18 protein-coding genes are annotated in these 18,091 nt (G+C 61.6%); 11 read left to right on the forward strand and 7 right to left on the reverse strand.

All coding sequences use genetic code 11. The features are described from left to right. Nucleotides 1-26 precede the first annotated feature (26 nt). The 3 genes from EEB13_RS12255 (at nucleotide 27) to EEB13_RS12265 (ending at nucleotide 2,360) form a co-directional block, all read left to right on the forward strand. Nucleotides 27-1,073, forward strand: a complete 1,047-nt coding sequence (locus tag EEB13_RS12255) for an ABC transporter permease (protein ID WP_033235440.1) — start codon at nucleotides 27-29, stop codon at nucleotides 1,071-1,073. Further along, nucleotides 1,070-1,810, forward strand: a complete 741-nt coding sequence (locus EEB13_RS12260; protein ID WP_033235380.1) for an ABC transporter ATP-binding protein — start codon at nucleotides 1,070-1,072, stop codon at nucleotides 1,808-1,810. Before EEB13_RS12255 ends, EEB13_RS12260 begins: the two co-directional genes overlap by 4 nt. 109 nt (nucleotides 1,811-1,919) lie before the next feature. Beyond that, complete coding sequence (locus EEB13_RS12265; RefSeq protein WP_033235381.1) at nucleotides 1,920-2,360, forward strand: PAS domain S-box protein; 441 nt, start codon at nucleotides 1,920-1,922, stop codon at nucleotides 2,358-2,360. On the opposite strand, the gene EEB13_RS12270 is transcribed toward EEB13_RS12265, so the two are convergent. Then, on the reverse strand, nucleotides 2,361-2,999 hold the full coding sequence (locus EEB13_RS12270) for a TetR/AcrR family transcriptional regulator (protein ID WP_033235382.1): 639 nt from the start codon (nucleotides 2,997-2,999) through the stop codon (nucleotides 2,361-2,363). A 54-nt stretch (nucleotides 3,000-3,053) separates the two neighbouring features. Between EEB13_RS12270 and EEB13_RS12275 the strand changes: the two genes are divergently transcribed. Further along, complete coding sequence (locus EEB13_RS12275; protein ID WP_261984508.1) at nucleotides 3,054-3,986, forward strand: hypothetical protein; 933 nt, start codon at nucleotides 3,054-3,056, stop codon at nucleotides 3,984-3,986. Between the two features lie 46 nt (nucleotides 3,987-4,032). On the opposite strand, the gene EEB13_RS12280 is transcribed toward EEB13_RS12275, so the two are convergent. After that, on the reverse strand, nucleotides 4,033-5,037 hold the full coding sequence (locus EEB13_RS12280) for an AraC family transcriptional regulator (protein WP_033235388.1): 1,005 nt from the start codon (nucleotides 5,035-5,037) through the stop codon (nucleotides 4,033-4,035). 115 nt (nucleotides 5,038-5,152) lie between these two features. Between EEB13_RS12280 and EEB13_RS12285 the strand changes: the two genes are divergently transcribed. The 4 genes from EEB13_RS12285 to EEB13_RS12300 all read left to right on the forward strand — a co-directional run bounded on the left by EEB13_RS12285 (nucleotide 5,153) and on the right by EEB13_RS12300 (nucleotide 9,507). Then, nucleotides 5,153-6,607, forward strand: coding sequence for an aldehyde dehydrogenase (locus tag EEB13_RS12285; RefSeq protein WP_141485345.1), 1,455 nt, complete (start codon nucleotides 5,153-5,155; stop codon nucleotides 6,605-6,607). Between the two features lie 13 nt (nucleotides 6,608-6,620). Continuing rightward, on the forward strand, nucleotides 6,621-7,412 hold the full coding sequence (locus EEB13_RS12290) for a maleylpyruvate isomerase N-terminal domain-containing protein (protein ID WP_141485346.1): 792 nt from the start codon (nucleotides 6,621-6,623) through the stop codon (nucleotides 7,410-7,412). An 85-nt stretch (nucleotides 7,413-7,497) separates the two neighbouring features. Beyond that, nucleotides 7,498-8,334 (forward strand): SDR family oxidoreductase, encoded by an 837-nt coding sequence (locus EEB13_RS12295; protein ID WP_141485347.1) that lies wholly within the window; start codon nucleotides 7,498-7,500, stop codon nucleotides 8,332-8,334. Between the two features lie 75 nt (nucleotides 8,335-8,409). Further along, complete coding sequence (locus EEB13_RS12300; protein WP_141485348.1) at nucleotides 8,410-9,507, forward strand: NAD(P)-dependent alcohol dehydrogenase; 1,098 nt, start codon at nucleotides 8,410-8,412, stop codon at nucleotides 9,505-9,507. Nucleotides 9,508-9,581: 74 nt separating this feature from the next. On the opposite strand, the gene EEB13_RS12305 is transcribed toward EEB13_RS12300, so the two are convergent. The 3 genes from EEB13_RS12305 to EEB13_RS12315 all read right to left on the reverse strand — a co-directional run bounded on the left by EEB13_RS12305 (nucleotide 9,582) and on the right by EEB13_RS12315 (nucleotide 11,597). After that, on the reverse strand, nucleotides 9,582-9,866 hold the full coding sequence (locus EEB13_RS12305; RefSeq protein ID WP_141485349.1) for an SHOCT domain-containing protein: 285 nt from the start codon (nucleotides 9,864-9,866) through the stop codon (nucleotides 9,582-9,584). Beyond that, entirely contained in the window at nucleotides 9,863-10,300 is a 438-nt protein-coding gene (locus EEB13_RS12310) for a DUF6325 family protein (protein WP_033235441.1), read from the reverse strand. The genes EEB13_RS12305 and EEB13_RS12310 overlap by 4 nt, the downstream gene beginning before the upstream one ends. Before the next feature lie 82 nt (nucleotides 10,301-10,382). Further along, entirely contained in the window at nucleotides 10,383-11,597 is a 1,215-nt protein-coding gene (locus tag EEB13_RS12315; protein ID WP_033235394.1) for an ABC transporter permease, read from the reverse strand. 92 nt (nucleotides 11,598-11,689) lie between these two features. Between EEB13_RS12315 and EEB13_RS12320 the strand changes: the two genes are divergently transcribed. After that, nucleotides 11,690-12,277, forward strand: coding sequence for a DinB family protein (locus EEB13_RS12320; protein WP_033235395.1), 588 nt, complete (start codon nucleotides 11,690-11,692; stop codon nucleotides 12,275-12,277). Nucleotides 12,278-12,284: 7 nt separating this feature from the next. On the opposite strand, the gene EEB13_RS12325 is transcribed toward EEB13_RS12320, so the two are convergent. Then, on the reverse strand, nucleotides 12,285-13,847 hold the full coding sequence (locus tag EEB13_RS12325) for a YfcC family protein (RefSeq protein ID WP_033235396.1): 1,563 nt from the start codon (nucleotides 13,845-13,847) through the stop codon (nucleotides 12,285-12,287). Next, on the reverse strand, nucleotides 13,844-15,199 hold the full coding sequence (locus tag EEB13_RS12330) for a M20/M25/M40 family metallo-hydrolase (protein ID WP_051730603.1): 1,356 nt from the start codon (nucleotides 15,197-15,199) through the stop codon (nucleotides 13,844-13,846). Before EEB13_RS12330 ends, EEB13_RS12325 begins: the two co-directional genes overlap by 4 nt. 640 nt (nucleotides 15,200-15,839) lie before the next feature. Between EEB13_RS12330 and EEB13_RS12335 the strand changes: the two genes are divergently transcribed. Next, nucleotides 15,840-17,312 (forward strand): hypothetical protein, encoded by a 1,473-nt coding sequence (locus tag EEB13_RS12335; RefSeq protein ID WP_141485350.1) that lies wholly within the window; start codon nucleotides 15,840-15,842, stop codon nucleotides 17,310-17,312. A 98-nt stretch (nucleotides 17,313-17,410) separates the two neighbouring features. Beyond that, entirely contained in the window at nucleotides 17,411-18,091 is a 681-nt protein-coding gene (locus EEB13_RS12340; RefSeq protein WP_080711780.1) for a class F sortase, read from the forward strand.

Consider the following 18,091-nt stretch of genomic DNA (forward strand, 5'->3'; position numbering starts at 1 on the left):
AGGCAAGCACAGGAAAGGAATTCACAGTGTTTGTCGCAATGAAGGACTTACGGGCAGCGCGAGGTCGTTTCGCGCTGATCTCGGCGGTGGTTCTGTTGGTTGCACTGCTGGTCAGCTTTCTCAGCGGTTTGACCGCCGGGCTACGCCATCAGAATGTTTCTGCCATCGAGTCGATGACGGCGGATACCGTCGTGTTCGCCGATACCGGGGCGGGTGCGTCGTTCGACGAATCGGCACTCACCGCTGATCAACTCGCAGCCTGGACGGCAGGCGCACAGACTGTGGATCCCGTCGGCATCGGCCGCGGTAAGGCCGGTGTGGTGGGCTCGAACCAGAAGTCGGTGGCGCTGTTCGGCGCTGACGGCGGTTTCGGCAACCGGACGCCCGACGCTCCGGGAACGGTGGTCCTCAGCGAGGGCGCCGCCCGGGACTTGGGCGCAGCCGACGGTGACCGAGTCAGCATCGGCTCCGGGGAGTTCACCGTCAGCGCAGTTCGCGGCGATGACTGGTACAGCCACACTCCCGTCGTCTGGACGACACTCGCGGATTGGCAGGACCTGAATCCGCGCGGCGGGGTAGCAACAATTCTGGCTGTATCCGGCGCGTCGGATCCTTCGGCAATCGACGATGCGGCATCAACAACGTCGACGACGGTGACCGGCTCGCTCGATGCCATCGGGTCGTACAAGTCCGAGAACGGGTCGTTGACCTTGATGACGGTGATGTTGCTCGCGATCTCGGCTCTCGTGATCGGCGCATTCTTCACGGTGTGGACGATCCAGCGCATGCCGGATATCGCAACGTTGAAAGCGCTCGGCGCGACGTCGGGTTCCTTGGTCCGCGACGCGCTTGGCCAGGCGTTCATCGTGCTTGTTGTCGGCGTTTCGCTCGGAATCGGCTTGACTGCGATCGCCGGTTCGGTGATCGGCGATTCGATGCCTTTCGTATTGGACGCGTCCACAACTCTGGTGCCCGCAGTGGCGCTCATCGGGCTCGGCCTGCTCGGCGCCGCGTTTGCTCTTCGATTCCTCTTCACCACTGATCCGCTCACAGCACTAGGGAGTTCGCGATGACCTCTGCAGCCGGAAGCACCGTTCTCGACATCCAAAACGTCAACCTGACATTTCCCGACGGACAATCCCGCGTCACCGCTCTCGACGACGTGTCCCTGCGGCTCGATCGCGGGGAGATTGCCGCGATCACCGGCCCGTCGGGTTCGGGAAAATCCAGCCTGCTCGCGGTGGCGTCGACGCTTATTCGCCCGGACTCAGGCCACGTCTACCTGCGCACCGGCGGCGAAGCCACGGATCTTGCGACACTCGGCCGCCGCGACGCGTCCGAACTACGACGCACGTCCATCGGCATCGTGTTCCAGCAATCCAATCTGGTGTCGTCGTTGACGGCGCTCGAACAGCTCGAGGTGATGGCGCATCTGGGGCAGTCCGTGTTCACGTCGCGGGCGCGTCGCAAAGCTGCGAAAGCGAAAGCGATGGATTTGCTCGATGCGGTTGGATTGGCAGATCACAGCGGGAAGCGTCCAGGGCAACTGTCCGGTGGTCAGCGTCAGCGTGTGAATCTCGCGCGCGCCTTGATGAACGATCCGCAACTGTTGGTGGTGGATGAGCCCACGAGCGCGCTCGATCAGGAACGTGGCGCGGCGGTCATGGATTTGATCATCGGAGTCGTGCGAGAACACAATGCTGCAACTCTTCTCGTGACACACGACCGCGGACACCTGCATCGGATGGATAATGTTTATCGTGTGGTTGATGGATCCCTGACAGTCGATCGGGAGGTATTCGCGGCCTGACTGCGGGGGCGTGGTCTCCAGTGACCGTCGAAATTCCCCAACCGGAAGTCAACCGACAGATAGCTGGGACGCTAGACTGTTGCGACTGGGCAACATGAGAGGACGTGTTATGGAACGCCGCCGCAATGTTGCGCCGCCGACGCAATCACCGATCGCAGATCTCGAGCAGATGCCGCCGTTGATCCTGCTGGACAGATTGCCGGTCCCGGTGGTGGCTGTCCACCGCGACGGCAGCATTGTTTTTGCTAATCCGTCCTTTGCCGACATGCTCGGCTACCCGAAGAAAGCCGTCGCCGCCTTGCGTCTGCAGGACATCATGTACGACAAGGATGCCGACGACGTCAGTGCGGAGCAGGCTCACCGCGAGTTGAGTTCCGAGCCGGGTTCGATCAAGGAGTTTGTCCACGCCGACAGCACTTTGGTTCGCGCGACGGTCAGTCAATCGTTGCTTCGGCGTGACGACGACACAATCACTCTGGCAGTTTTCCACGACCTGACAGAGCGATTGTGGAACAACCCGCGTCATACCTTGGACAAACCAAACGCCTGATCACACGCGGCGCGGCCTGGACTTCTTCGCTTGGTCCAGGCCGAGGGTGGAGGCAAGTGTGCCGACCACCCATTCTTCGTATTGCTCTCCGGTCCACCCCGACTCGACCACGAGATCGGTATAGGTTTCGGCACTCGTCAAAGTGAGGGCGACGTTGATCGCGGTCTCGAGATCGACGGACGGGTCTTTCTCCACGAGCCCGATCATGAGGTGCTGTTGTACGGTTCTCCGCTGAGCGAGATTGGTTTGCCACAGCAGTGCCGCGTCCTCGTCAGCCGATGCGGCGGCGCGCAAGGCCAGCAGGATGTCTGCGGTTCGTTCGAGGATGAGTCGCCCGTGATGAACCTGAATGCGTAGTTGTCCGAGGGGATGTGGCGCACCGAGTGCTGCCGCCACCCACGGCCGATCCAGAGTGCTTATCCGAGCCTCGTCGCCGGCGACCTCGACTTCCAGCAGCGCCGACAATACGCTCGGCTTGTTGCCGAACACGAAGTAGACGCTTTGGACCGAAACGTCGGCCGCGTCGGCCAGTTGTTTGATAGTCGCTGCCGCGTATCCCGGATTGACGAAGACATGCCGCGCCGCCGCGATGATCTTCGATCGTGCGGTCGCCTGTGCCACTGTTTCTACCCCCACCATGCGCTGGAGTTTAGCTCTAGAGTGAAGCTCCAGCTACTCGGAGGGAACAAGAAAATGAAGGTCCTGGTTCTGGGCGGCTATGGCGCAGTGGGTGTCCCGCTGATGGAGGAGTTCCGTACGGACCCCGCCGTGTCAGCGTTTTCTGCCGGGCGCAACGCCGCTCGCGCCGACGTGGCTGTCGATCTGACCGATCAGGACGCCTACTTTCGGGCCGTATCGGGCTACGACGTGGTGGTCAACGCGTCGGGATTCGAAGACGTCCGGTTGGCGCAGCAAGCAGTTCGCGGTGGAGCTACGTTTGTGGACATCACTGCGACGTCGGCGTACTGCGATGCATTGGAAAACGTCGACGGTCCCGTGCTGCTGGGTGTCGGATTAGCGCCGGGATTGACCAGTGTTCTTGCGGCGGAGGCACATCGACTCGGCAGCGGCCCGGTGGACATCATGGTAGGTCTTGGCGGCGGCGAACTTCACGGCCCCGCAGCCACGGCGTGGACGTACGGAATGTTGGGCACCAGGTTTCGTGATCCGAGCGGTGAACTCGTCCGCAACTACACGGGAATGAAGGTATTCGACGTCCCGGCCGAGGCGCCTGGCTACCGCAAGGGTCCAGCGGTGCGCGCGGACTTCTCCGATCAACATGCTTTGACGCGTGATCTCGGCGTGCCGGTGAGAACCTACTTGCGTCTGGATACCTCGGCGGCGACGCTCGGTTTGGCCGCGATGACGTGGGCACCGCCCTTGCAGAAAGTAGTTCCCAAGAAGATGTGGGGTTCGGATCGCTGGATTGTCATGGCCCGCACCGAAACCGGCCCGACGCTGTGGGCGTCCGGCCGGAGTCAATCGGCTGCGACAGCCATGATCGCTGCGCGCACCGTGGACGTCATTCGTCAGTCTCCGATTGCGCGACCGACGTGGCTTCATTCGGTGGAGTCGACTGAGTCGCTACAGGCGGGTATTCCAGCATTGGTGGTCAGGCAGACATAGTAATGGAAACGATTTCCATTCCTGTGTCGCTGTGCAAACTACGCAATCAACTGCTGCGCCCGGTCAATTCCCTCCGCTTCGCGAGTGGCGTTGTGGAGAACCACCGCTTACAGCTCCGGGTCAGGGTGCTCGGTTCGGAATAGCCAAGTTGCCGTGACACTGCGGAGACCGGGACGTTCGGGTTGGCGAGAAGGCTGAGAGCGAGTTCGCGCCGCGAATCATCGACGAGTGATTCGAAAGTTCTGCCTTCAGAGGCCAGCCGTCTCTGCAGTGTTCGCGGGTGCAGCATCATCAATGTCGCGACTTGCTTCAGTGTGGCCACGCCTGCGGGCAGGGACCGCACGATCAACGCCGACACCGCGTCGTAAAACGCCACATTCGGATCTCGACCCGCCATGAACCGCACAGCAACGCCGTACGCCAACGGATCCACCCGGGGCAGCTGACGATGCATGACTCCGCGCGGAAAGGTCAACAGATTCCGGTCTGAGCCGAACTCGACCGAGCACCCGAAATATTCGATGTACCTGTGTAGTTCGGAGATGCGCGGATGCTGGAATGAGATGTGCGTCGGATGAAAATCCGGGCCCGCCATCATCCTGAACGTCTGGAGCGTCACTCCCATCGCCAGTTCCACGACGTGCGAACGGTACGGCAGTCGATGCAGCACGGTGTCGAGTCCATAGGACACGTCGGTGTCGCCGATCGTCAGATCGACGGCCAACGCCGGGCTGTACACGTGGGCATAGCGGGCGACGTCGTGCAACGCGTCGCCGATCGTCTCGGCACTGCGGGCCGCGATGGCCACCGGACCGAGGATGTCCGGGTCTTGTCTGCTCGCAAGCCTGAGGGCGAAATCCGGAACCCCAAGCTCCTGTGCGCATTGTCCGAGCAAGGTGGACAACGCACTGAACGGAACGAAGCTGTCGTAGGTGCCGATCATGGCCGGATCGATGCCCACACGGTCACAGAACTCGTGGGGATCACCCCCGAGTTCGGAGATCAGCTCGGGCAATCGTGTCAACGACGAAGCACTGATGAGATCCGCCATGTGTCGAAATGTAAATAAATTGGCGCGTGAAGTCAATTTAATCCTCGCGTGGACAGTGATGATCGACACAGATGACTTGTTCAACGTCGAACGCCATCCTCGGAGGAGCCAGAAAATGACATCGCGCACCGACCACACCGCTCTGTTCATCGACGGAGTGTGGAGGACACCGGACAGTTCGGAAACCATCCCGGTTGTCTCACCTCTCACCGAGCAGGAGATAGGTTCGTTCCCCGCATCAACGACGGCGGACGTCGACGCGGCGGTGACATCGGCTCGAAACGCGTTGCGGCGGAGCGACTGGGCGGAACTTTCCCCCACCGAACGTGCAGACGCCATTCGCAGATTTGCCGACGAACTCGAGAAACGAGCCGAGGACCGCGCGACGACGGTCACTCACCAGAACGGCATGCCCATCGGGCTCGCCCGATTCGCCGAGGGCGCCGCACCCGTCCAACTCTTGCGCTATTACGCAAACCTCGCCGAGTCGACGCCCCCCGAGGAACGACGCGTCAGCCAACCGATGCCGGGCAAGACGATCGTGCGGCGCGAGCCCATCGGCGTCGTCGCTGCCATCGCGCCCTGGAACTTCCCTGCGGTGCTGTCGATGTTCAAGATCGCTCCGGCTCTAGCGGCGGGTTGCACCGTCGTATTGAAACCGTCGCCCGAAACTACTTTGGACTCTTACGTATTGGCTGAAGCTGCCATTGCGGCCGACCTTCCTGCGGGCGTCATCAACGTCGTGACGGGTGGACCGGAGATCGGCCGGTATCTCGTGGCGCATCCTGGGATCGACAAGGTCGCGTTCACCGGATCCACCGCAGCCGGTCGACACATCGGCGAGGTGTGTGGCGGAATGCTTCGCCCCGTCACCCTGGAGTTGGGCGGTAAGTCGGCAGCCCTGGTGCTGGACGACGCGGATGTCGAGCAGACGGTTACCGGTCTCGCGACGGCATCTTTGCTCAACAGCGGGCAGACCTGCTACATGTCGACTCGAATCTTGGTCCCGCGCAGCCACAGTCGGACCTACATCGATGCCATCACTGCCATGGCGGCGGGCCTGCAGGTCGGCGATCCGATGGACCCGTCGACGTTCGTCGGCCCCATGGTGAGCGCAAGGCAACGTGATCGCGTGCTGTCCTTGATCGAGCAGGGTCGTTCCGAGGGCGGAACCATCACAACCGGTGGTGGACGTCCTACCGATCTCGACACGGGATTCTTTGTGGAGCCCACCGTGTTCGCCGACGTGAACAACGCCAGCACAATCGCACGGCAGGAGGTCTTCGGGCCGGTGCTGTCCGTCATTTCCTATGACGACGTCGATGATGCGCTCGCACTTGCCAACGATTCCGAGTACGGCCTCGGTGGGACGGTGTGGACCTCCGACGAGGAACGCGGAATCGAAATTGCCCGACGCGTCGAGACAGGCTCGTTCGGCGTCAACACCTTCAACCTCGACTGGGGTTCACCGTTCGGTGGAGTCAAAGCCAGCGGTGTGGGCCGCGAACTCGGTCCAGAAGGACTCGCGTCGTACCAGCAGCTCAAATCCATCTTCCTCGCATCCTCTTGAGAATCGAGTCATCATGTCCGACGCAGGACTCGCCGGCGCCCGCGCGCTGGCAGAAAACACAGTCAAAATCGCCGAGCAGTTCGGGACCGCCGAATGGGAAGCCGACAGTGCGTGCCACGGCTGGCGCATTCACGACCTCGTTGGCCACATGGCGTTCTTCTTCAACTTCATCGCCGATCCGGACCTCGTGTTCCCGCCGAACCCCAGTGGCATGTCCGAGCGGCTCAACGACGCTGCTGTTCGCGAGCGCGCAGATCTACCGCACGAGCAGATTCTGGACTACTACCGGGAACAGTCCGCAGCAGGTCTCGCGACGCTAACCGCGCTGCAGGGCGAAGAGCTTCGCGACAACGCACTCGAGATGCTCGACCTCGGGACCTATCGTCTGCATCAGCTCAGCGACGCGGTGTCGTTCGACCATCTCGTTCATCTGACGTCGGATCTGCTGGCGCCGTTCGGACCGATCTCTCACGGCGATATCGACGTGGCGGCAGCTATCGATCCGGCGATCGACTGGATGGTCTCAGGACTCCCACAGATGTGCGGCGAAGCCGTCGCCGCCGCATTGACATCGCCTGTGGCACTTCGACTCACCGGTGCCACCGAGCGCACTTTCGTCCTGGCCCGTGGTGGCGAAGGAGTCACCGTCACCGAAACCGGTGACGTGCCCGAGAACATCGCGACGACCCAGGCCACCGATTTCCTGCGATGGGGGACCACCCGATCTGCATGGCGGTCCGCGGTCGATGTTTCCGGCGATCGGAAGACCGTCGCGGTGGTCCTCGATGCCATCAACATTGTGTGATCCACACAGAAGACATTGTGTGATCCACACAGAACTTTCGGTGTGATCCACACAGAACTCACGCTTTCGAAGAAAAGGGAAAATTATGTCTCAATACTTGCAGGACAAGGTCATTCTCATCACCGGCGCGGGCGGTGGGTTCGGTCAGCTCATCGCCGAGAAGGTGGCAGCGCAGGGTGCCAAGGTCGTCGGCGTCGACATCAACGAAGCCGGCTTGAAGGCTGTGTTCGACGGTATCGCGGCAGCAGGGTTCACTGGCACCTACAAAGTTGCCGACGTCACCGATATGGACCAGGTCGTCGCTGCAGCACAGCACGGAATTTCGGAATTCGGAGCGCTCGACGTACTCGTCAACAACGCCGGGGTTATGCCTCTCGCCTACTTTGCCGACCACGAGCGTGCATGGCAGAAGTGGCACAAGGCAATTGACATCAACATCAAGGGCGTCGTCAACGGAATCTCCGCCGTCTACGACCAGATGATCGAACAGGGTCGTGGCCAGGTCGTCAACATCTCGTCGATCTTCGGCAACGCAGGCATCGACGGTTCCGGCGTCTACAGCGCGACAAAGGCTGCAGTCACCACGATCTCGGATTCGCTGCGAATCGAGGCCAAGGGCAAGATCAAGGTCACGACGGTCAAGCCAACTGGCGTGACAGGCACCAACCTGGCGAGCTGGATCGTCAACGAGAAAGCGATCCTCGGGCTCACCGGTCAGCGTGCCGGAACCTACATGGAGAACATCGGTCACCTGACCGAGGGAACCATGCGTCCCGAGCAGAAGGACGTCGACTCGATCGAATACTGGCTCATCAAGCCCGACGATCTAGCCGACGCTGTTGTTCACGTCATCGATCAACCGTGGGGCATCAGCATCAGTGACATCACTGTCCGTGCCAGCGGCGAGGATTACTTGTACTGACGGGCGCTCACAACGCCGACAGACCAAATCGATCCGTCTCACCACTGCCACTGACTCGAAAGACGCAGGAAAGCAATGAAAATCGAAGCAGCCGTCCTCCGTGGCGAAGAAACCCCCTTCAGTATCGAGGACCTCGAGTTGGCCGACCCGACCCCGCATGAGGTCCTTGTCCGGATCGTCGGGGCCGGCCACTGCCACACCGATGTATTACCCAGGGCCGCAGCAGGGTTCGGAACCCCACCGATCGTTCTCGGACACGAGGGCGCCGGAATCGTGGAAGCCGTCGGATCCGCGGTGCAGACCGTCGCAGTCGGTGACCACGTTGTCCTGAGCTTCGACTCCTGCGGCACCTGCGCCAACTGTCTTGACGCTCACCCGGCGTACTGCGACACCTTCCTGGCCCGCAACCTCGTCGGCAACGCCCTCGACGGCTCCACCCCGCTGACCGACACCGCCGGAAAACCAGTCGCCGGAAGATGGTTCGGCCAGTCGTCCTTCGCCACCCACGCGGTCGTCGACGCACGTAACGCCGTGGTCGTCGACAAAGAACTGCCGCTGGAATTGCTCGGCCCCCTCGGATGCGGAATTCAAACCGGCGCCGGTGCAGTCCTCGAAGTGCTCCAGGTGCGTCCCGGTGAAGGCATCGTCATCGTCGGCGCGGGTGCAGTCGGCCTGTCCGCGGTCATGGCCGCCAAGGTCGCCGGCGCCGGACCGATCATCGCTGTCGACTTGAACAGCGACAGGCTCGCACTGGCCCGCGAACTCGGTGCCACGGACACGATCGTCCCCGGTGCAGGTGATCTGACAGAACAGATCCGGGCGATTGCTCCGGCCGGAGTCCGATACGGCCTCGACACCACCGGGCTACCCACCGTCATCGCGGCTACCCTTGATGCCCTTGCTCTGCGCGGCACTCTGGGACTGGTCGGCGTGCAACAGGGCGATTTGATGATCGCACCACTTGCTCTGACTGCCGGTCGCACTATCACCGGCATTCTCGAAGGTGACGCCAACCCGCACACCTTCATCCCCACCCTGATCGCACTGTGGCAGGCCGGACAATTCCCCTTCGACCGCCTCGTCACTACCTTCCCTCTCTCCGAGATCAATGCCGCCGAAAAGCGCGCTCTCGCGGGGGAAATCGTCAAACCGGTACTTCTCCCTGGCACCTAGTTCGCTCGCGCATGAGGTCTCGAAGTAAGGGCTGTGCTCATCCCCGCAATCGGCGGGGATGAGCACGGTGACGCTCAGTTCCCGAGAATCCGGGCCTTCTGGGCGTCGAACTCGGCGTCGGTGAGGATGCCGGCGGCTTTGAGCTCACCGAGCTTGGTGAGTTGTTCGATCTTCGCGTCCATCGATGCTGCCGGCGCAACCTGAGGCGGCAGCGGCGGCAGATCCGGGATCGGTGGAACAGCCTGTGCTGCTGCCTTGGCCTGATCTTCTGCTGCCCAGCGAGTTCGCTGGCGGCGCTGAACATTTCCGTGGATGGAGCTCGCGACAGCTACTCGGCTGGCCCGCCTGAGGAAGCTCATTCGTTGTTCTCCGTTTCATTCAAGGCATCGGCCAGTTCGTCGACTGAAATGTGACCTTCGGTGATCACTCGGGCACCGCTGCGAACCCACGCATCCAGAACGGGGAGCACAGTCAACTCCTCGTAGACGAGAACCGCTGCAACACTTCCGGCGGCGATGTCCTCGCCCACGGCGGCGATGTCGCCGGCGTCGAGCAATCCGGACGCGGCACCGTCGAACTGGGACAGATCAAAGTCTGCGAGGTCGAACGTGGATGCCGGAACCACGCGCAGCGAGTTGTCCGCAGCTTTGACAACAAACTCGAGATCGAGAATGCGGATGGTTCCGTTGTCGACGATCTCGAGCAACTGCTCGAAACCGTCGGCAGTTACTGCGCCATCGGGAAACTCGACGGCAACATATTCGATAGGACCGAACTGGTCTTGACTGGCCATCAGTTCTCTTGTTCCTTCTTCGAGGTCGGTGTTCCGGCCTGGTGAAATGATCATCTGCAACTTTAGTCCGACTGTCTGGTTTCTACGCTTTCACGGTTTCGGCAGCGTCGCGATAGACGATCATCTCGCGCTGCAACGCACGACGGAACCGCGGCTGCTCGGCCAGCAGCACTGCCAGCACCGTCAGGAGTAACCACGTCGCGGCGGCGCTCGCAACCAGCATGAGCACCGGAATCCACGGCCCACCCATCTGCTCGAGCAGCGTCGTCTTGGCCCAAACACGCCAGTACAGCATGAGATTGACGACCAACCCGACACCGTACGAGATGGCGAAGGAGAGCATGAAGGGTTTCCACGTGCCGTCGTAGCGACGTTCGAGAATCGGTTCGGCGCGCAACGGCAAGCTCACCGACATGACGTTGGCGACTCCGAGCCACAGCAGGATCATGGTCAGGACCTGCCCGCAGGCTTTCAACAATTCGGTGCTGTTTCCGGCGCGCCATGACAGAACGACGCTGAGAACAAAGCCGGCGGCGCCGACGAGGATCAGCATCACGATGTTCTTGGCGACCAGCACATGCCACAGGCGGGTACCACCGGAGAGCGCGGCGCGCACCCGACCGGCGTCGAAGCTCAGTGCATTGGTGCAGACCACACTGCCGATGACCCCTGACAATGCGTACAGAGCCAGATAGGGCAGTCGGTCTTCCTTGCTGTCCCACTGGAAAAGTCGGATGAACGCCAGATACGCGAACCCTAGCCCGAGGCTCAGGCCCAGACGGAACGCAATGGATCGAGGTTTCCCGTTGAATACGTGTCGGAATTCCTCGCGAATACGGCTGCCGAGGTCCTGCATGTGCCGAACCGCGGGGTTACCGGCCGCGAGCGGGACATAGCCGCGGATCGCAGCGGCAACGTCGTCACTGTCGCCGGCATCGAGGGCGGCGACACGAGCTTCGAGAACTGCGAGATGTGCTGCTTCGAGCGCAATCCGGGCGGTGGTGACCGCTGCTACCGCGTCAGCTTCTGCTTGAGCTGCAGCGCCGATGCTGGCGTCGGCCGGCAGGGGTGGCTGAAGGCGGGTGATCAGTTCGAGTTGGCGGGCCATGTGCGGTGACGGCGAGAGGCCGCTGTACGTCGGTTGGTTCAGTGCCGCTCGATCCTTGTCCAACACATCCCGGGCACCGATCGCAGCCTTTTCCACTGCAGTTCGGCTCTGCCATCGGACCGAACGTACTTCGGCTTCGGCCGCGAGGGCCCGCGACGCCACTTCGGCCAGATCTTCGACCGCGGTCAACTGCTCACTCCACTCGGTAGTTGTTATGGGGAAATCAGCTCTCCTGCGCACTATCTCACGCAAGGGCAGGCATCGGTGCAACACTGACAGGCATGACAAGCGCGCAAGACAAGGACGATCTGCAGCGATACCTTCAGTCGGCACGGGACGCCTTGCTCTGGAAGCTCGAAGGGTTGTCGGAGTACGAGATCCGGCGACCGATGACGCATACAGGCACCAACCTGCTGGGGTTGGTCAAGCACATGATCGGCGTGGAACTCGGGTACTTCGGCCCGGTGTTCGGACGCCGGGTGCCGGACCTGCCGCAGTGGTTGCGCTCGGACGAGCCCAATGTCGATATGTGGGCCCGCGCAGACGAATCCAGGGATTTCATACTCGACACGTACCGTCGCACCTGGGTCTTTTCGGATGCCACGATCAATGATCTGGATCTGGATGCAGCGGGGGAGGTGAAGACGTGGCCGCTGAAACTCCGTGACGTCACCCTGCACCAGGTACTCGTGCACGTCGTCACGGAAATTCATCGTCATGTCGGCCACGCCGACATCGTGCGCGAAATGATCGACGGCGCTGCAGGTCTGCGATCCGACAACGCCAACGTGGCGCCGGGTGATCAGGCGTGGTGGGCCGAATATCGAGACCGCCTCGAACAGGCAGCGCGCAGCGCCGACCACGCCTGACCCATTTCTACTCGAGAACCGCGGCGGCGCCGATCACGACGACCACGATCACGAAGTTGATCAACAGTAGCGGCCAGACGAAGCGCAGGAACTTGTCGTAACCGACCTTGGCCATTGCGAGTCCACCGACAACGACGACGTTGGTGGGTGCAACCATCAGCATCAGGCCGTGGCCCATCTGGAAGGCCGTGATCACCAAAGACCTACTGACTCCGGCAAAATCACCCAGCGGTGCCAGCAGTGGCATTGCGAGGGTGGCGTGTCCGGAGCTGGACGGAATCAGGAAGGCCAGTGGAATGTTCACGAGCATCACGAGGATCGCGAACACACCCGCGGACGCGCCGGACACCAACTGTTCCATCGCATTGAGGATGGTGTCGAGGGTTTCGGTGTTGGTCATGATCACGGAGACGCCGCGCGCGAGCAGGATGACGATGGCGGGCCCCACCATGTCGCCGGCGCCACGGGTGATCAGTGAGACGGTCTTCTTCTCGCCCATCTTGGCGACGATGCCGACGAGGACGGCTGCGAGGATGAACAGCATCGCCAGTTGCGGGAACCACCAGTTCAATTCGAACCAGTATGGCTCGGTGGCGGTGACGTGGTACGCGTCGTACTCGGCCGGCCCGGTGGTACCGCCGAAGATGCTCGACCACGGGATGACGGAGAAGATCATCAAACCGAAGGTGAGTCCGGTGATGACGAGGACCAGTTTCTGAATTCCGGTCAGCTTGCTGTCGATGTCGACAGGTGGTGCTGCCTCTTCTTCCTCGTCGTCGTCGATGTCGAATCCGACGAGCGAGGTGGCCGGATCCTTCTTCACCTTGGCGGCGTAGCGAAGTACGAATACCACTGCCACTGCGGTCAATACGATCCACAGGATGACGCGCAGGACGATACCGTCGCCGATGGAGACGCCGGCTTCACCGGACGCGACGCCGATCGAGAACGGGTTGACGGTCGACGCCATGTTGCCGACGAGTGCGCCGAGGATGATCATCGTCGCCGCGACCATGCGGTCGTAGCCGAGAGCCGTCATCAGGGGGATGAGGAGCGCGTAGAAGCCGAACGTCTCGACGGAGAACCCCATGGTCGATCCGAGCAGCGAGAACAGCACCATGATGACGGTGATGAGCAGCCAACCCTTGTCGCTGAGCTTGGTAGCTAGTTGCGAGACAGCGGTTTCGAGGCTGCGAGTGGCGAAACTGACGGAGATGAATGCACCGAGGGCCATGATGAACAGAACGACACCGACAGATCCGAAAAGCCGACCGATGTTATCGGTGTCGACAAATCCCGTGAGTGGATCCTGAACACCGTAGAGGCCGTTGACGGGGGAGAGAATCAGCTGCTGGATGCGTTCGAAGAAAGTCAGCGGGGACGTGACGGTTTCGAAGCTACCGGGGACGGGTGATCCGTCGACGTCGACACCGAAGCGTCCGGCCGGAATGAACAGCGCGGCAATCCATACCAGTACCGTGACGATGGCCAGCATCGTGACGGCGCCGGGAAACTCGAACTTCTTCTTCGCCGGGGTGTGCGCGGCGCCTTCTTCGGTCTTGGTGCTCATTTCTTTCCTTCGAATGTGCGGGCGTACTCCTGGAAGAACAGAGCTTTCGCGACAACGGCCTTTTCGAATTCGTCGAGAAGCACACGCTCGTTGGGGCCGTGAATGTTTGCGTACCCGTCGGTTGCGCCGAAGAGCAGTTTCTCGGCGGTGGGCACGGCAGTGTCGAGAGCCATCACGATCGGGATGGAACCGCCGCCGGCCATCTGTCCGGCTTCGCCGTCCCAGGATTCCGAGAGCGCGAACATGGCCGCGTCGAATGCGGGGCCGCCCTGTTCTGCAGCAAAGCCGTCCCCGGTTTCTCCGGCTTTGACGTCGAGTTCGAGGCCGAACGGGCGTAGTGCCTGTAAGTGCCGGACCAGTGCTGCCTGCGCTTCGGATGCAGGCTGACGCGGATGCACGCGCAGGTTGATCACTGCGCGTGCGGTGCTCGCGACGGCGTTGACTGCGCCGTCGACGGGCGGTGCGTCGATTCCGGTGACGGTGATCGCCGGACCGGACCAGATTCGTTCACCGATTCCGCCGGTGCCGAGGAGGGGGAGTCCGTCACGTACTTCGGCGAGGGTGCGGAATTCTTCGTCGGTGTAGCTGCTTCCCGTCCATTCCTCGCGCAGCAGACCGTCGACGGCGACATCACCGTTGTCGTCATGCAGCGATGCCAGTGCGCGGATGAGCGCGAGGCGCGCGTCGGGAGCGGCGCCGCCGTAGAGGCCGTTGTGTTTGTCGGCTCCGAGAGTGGTCAGTTCCACGATCACCTGGGCGGATCCGCGCAATGCGACGGTCAGGGTGGGTGATCCGGGGCGAACACTTCCCACATCGGCGATCACCATGGCGTCGGACTGGAAGAGTTCCGGGGCTTCGGGCGGATAATTGTCGAAGGGGCTGCCGAATTCTTCCTGGCCTTCGATGACGAGTTTGACTGTCACAGGCGGTTTTCCGTCGAAGACGCGAAGCGCCCCGATCATGCCGATCACGTTTGCCTTGGAATCCGCCGTCCCGCGGCCGTAGAGCGCGCCGTCGCGTTCGGTGGGCTCGAAGGGCGGTGTGTCCCACAGTTCGAGGTCTTCGGCGGGAACGACGTCGTAATGCGAGTACATGAGGACCGTGGGCGTCCCGACCGGACCCGGAATGGTCGCAATGATGACAGGTGCCGTCTTACCCGGAATTTCGAGACGATCGATCTGGGTGACCCCGGATTTCTCCAAGAGCGACACGATGAAATCGTGGGCTTCGAAGAGTGGTGCTGCGGGATAGCCATCGGTCGCGATCGACGGTATTCGTACCAGTTCGATCAATTCCGATCGAAGCGCAGGCATCAAATCTGCCGCAGCGTTCTTGATCTGAAGAGGCGTCATTGGCCCAGCGTTTTCGGGCATCGCTTGATCTCCTTCTGGAGCAAAGTGGACAGTGGGTACCTAGCTCTGCGACAAGTCGAGCCGAGCACCCTTCAGACCGGTCAGTCCTTAGTCGGAAAGATTACGGTTGTCTGGTTGATTTCGTGCGGTCGGCGTAGACATTGCGCACGTCGGTACCGGGCGGCAGCACGCGAATGGTGCGGGTCGAATTGCGTGATTCCATTCATTCTCGGGCCGCGTGCGCTATGGGATCGCGACGTGCCGGGTGTCGATCAACAGATAGTCGTTTGGTTGATTTGTCACCATTCAGCTATCAGTACGCACAGCTATCGTCTTGTAACTGTGCCGATTGTTGAATTTGTGACGATTTTCTTCCGGGTCGGCAAATCGTTTCGGGAACTGTTCGACCTTGTGGATAAATGCGCAGCGTATCGCCGGTTTCTCCGTGTATCTGTGACAGAGTGTCACATAACAAACCTTTTGGCTGTTTTGCGACGCTATGAGCGCTTTCCGCCGAATAGTGACGTTTGACAGCAAGCGCGCAGCAAGTTTCAATCGTCGAACTGTGTTGGCAATCACATGGCTAATGCCATGTTGGCCTGCTGGGTGCCCCAACTGTTACTTCTCGAGGAGATCGTCCATGAACACATCGTCATCGTCATCAGCCGTGGTGCGGCGGAAAAAGGTCGGGCTGGCATCCGTGTCCGCTGTGTCGACGCTTGCATTGGTCGGTGGAATTGTCGCCGGTTCGGCAGGGCCGGCAACAGCTGCGCCGGCGTCGGCGGCCGCCTTCACTGCGCCGATGTGCGAAGGCACGCAGACGTCCGCTGACTATCCCTACGCGGACGACATGGTTATCGATGGTGTGCGCCTGGATTACTACAACGCCGGAAATGTGGTGCCGCTGTACTACAACAACGACCAGCGGTCACCTGCGCCTATCTGTGGTGTGCGCGACGTCCCCGAGGCCAGTGGTCCACAGTCGGAGTGGATGTACTGCACCGACATGAAGGAAGAGACGTGTGATGAGATCTCGCCTGATGGCGAGCCTGGCTACAGCGATGGCGGGCAGTTCAACGTAGTAGGACCGACGCTTCCGGTCGGCGGCAACGATCGTCTGACTCAGGAACAGGAACTGCTCATCAGCTACCTGATTCAGAATCCCCACCCGTTCACGCCGGGTGGCGTCGCTGATGATTCGACGGCTGCGAACAGGGTAAATCGTCAGCTTCTTATCTGGTGTGTATCGGACAAGGATTATCTCGAGGAAACGAACGCCGTAGTCGATTGCGACGCCGATCTCGGTCCGGCTGAGCAGGCTCGGATTCTCGGGGTCATGAATGTGACACCCGCCCTGAGTATTTCGCTCGCAGACCCGGCCAGTGGCACTCTCGCCAGCGGCGGCAAGGCAACGTTCACGGTGTCCACCAACATGTACGGCAAGCCACTCACCGTGAGCGCTCCCGCAGGCGCAACTCTGGAACTGTGTGAGCCGAACGCAAATGTGAAGCTGACCGGAAACACCCTGGTTGTCACCGGTGAGGGCAATGATCCGACTGACGTGGCGCTGTGCGTCACGTCCCCGGGTGCAGGCGCGGTCAAGGTATCCGTCGCCGGCGCACCCAGCTCGTTCGAAAGCATCCACTGGAACAACGCCGGCGCCGAGTGCCAGGTTTTTGCAACGTTCAACACCGTCACCCCGGCCAAGCTCCAGGGTGATGCGACGGTGACCTTCGATGCGGCTCCGACGACAACGCCGTCCACGACTGTTCCGACCACGACGCCGGGAGCTCCGACCACGACGCCGTCGACGACTGTTCCGACGACAACCACCAAGCCCAACGTGATCGTTCCGATCATTCCGATTATCCCGATCATTCCGGTGATCCCCGGAGTGCCGGTTGCTCCCGCTCCGACCACGGTTGCGGTACCCACCCCGCGTGTGGTCACGCAAACGACCCCGAAGGCTCCGACGGGTGAGCGTCCGACCTCTATCGACGGTGGCGCAGCTGACGAGACTGCAGGTCCGCACGTCGGAATTGCGATTGCGGGACTCGGCCTGATCGGGCTGGCTGCCTGCGGAGCAATCGCCGTCCGCCGCCGCCGCTCGTAGCAGCGGAAATCTGAACCAGTTTCGATCGAGCAGCGTCCGGTGCCGACTCTCCCCGTCAGCACCGGACGATGCTCGTTCACGACAAAGGAACATCTCTGATGACGTCGATGAATCCGAATCCCGTACCGGACGAGCCAGGCACCAGTTCCGCGGAACCTGTGCGCAGGCGCAAGTCTCGCGTATTTGCTACTGCGGCAATAATTATCGCGGTAACTGTGGGCTTACTCATGACATACCTCGGCTCTCGGTCGGGTGAGAGTACGGCGATACCGCCGGCGCCCACGGCCGGCCAATCGGCGCCGGCGGTGCTCGCTACTGCTGATGCGCAGATGTCGCCTGCTACTTTGTCCCTCGATCCGCTCGGGGTGCAGGCACCGATCGTCGACGCGAGTGTCATCGATGGAGCCTTGACCCCTCCCGGCGACGTCAGCGAGGTCGGCATCTGGTTGGACGGTGCGCCATTGGATTCGCAGACGGGCACAACACTGATCGCCGGGCATGTGAATCTTGCCGGTCAGGGTAACGGTGCGTTGTTCGATCTCGGGACAGTCGAGCCTGGGCAGGAGATCCGTACGTCGGATGCCGCTGGGAACAGCACACGGTGGCGGGTGACGGCGGTGGTGTCGCGAGCCAAGGCGGACGGAATCGAGGAGAGTGTTCTGGCCGGGCCGGACGGTCCGCGCAAGCTTGCCGTGGTGACGTGTGGTGGGGAGCTGGAGTTCTCGGACGGGGTCGGCAACTACCAGGACAACGTGTATCTCTACGCCGACGTGATCTAG

It is taken from the genome of Rhodococcus sp. WS3 (assembly GCF_003797085.1).
Classification (GTDB): Bacteria; Actinomycetota; Actinomycetes; order Mycobacteriales; family Mycobacteriaceae; genus Rhodococcus_F; species Rhodococcus_F globerula.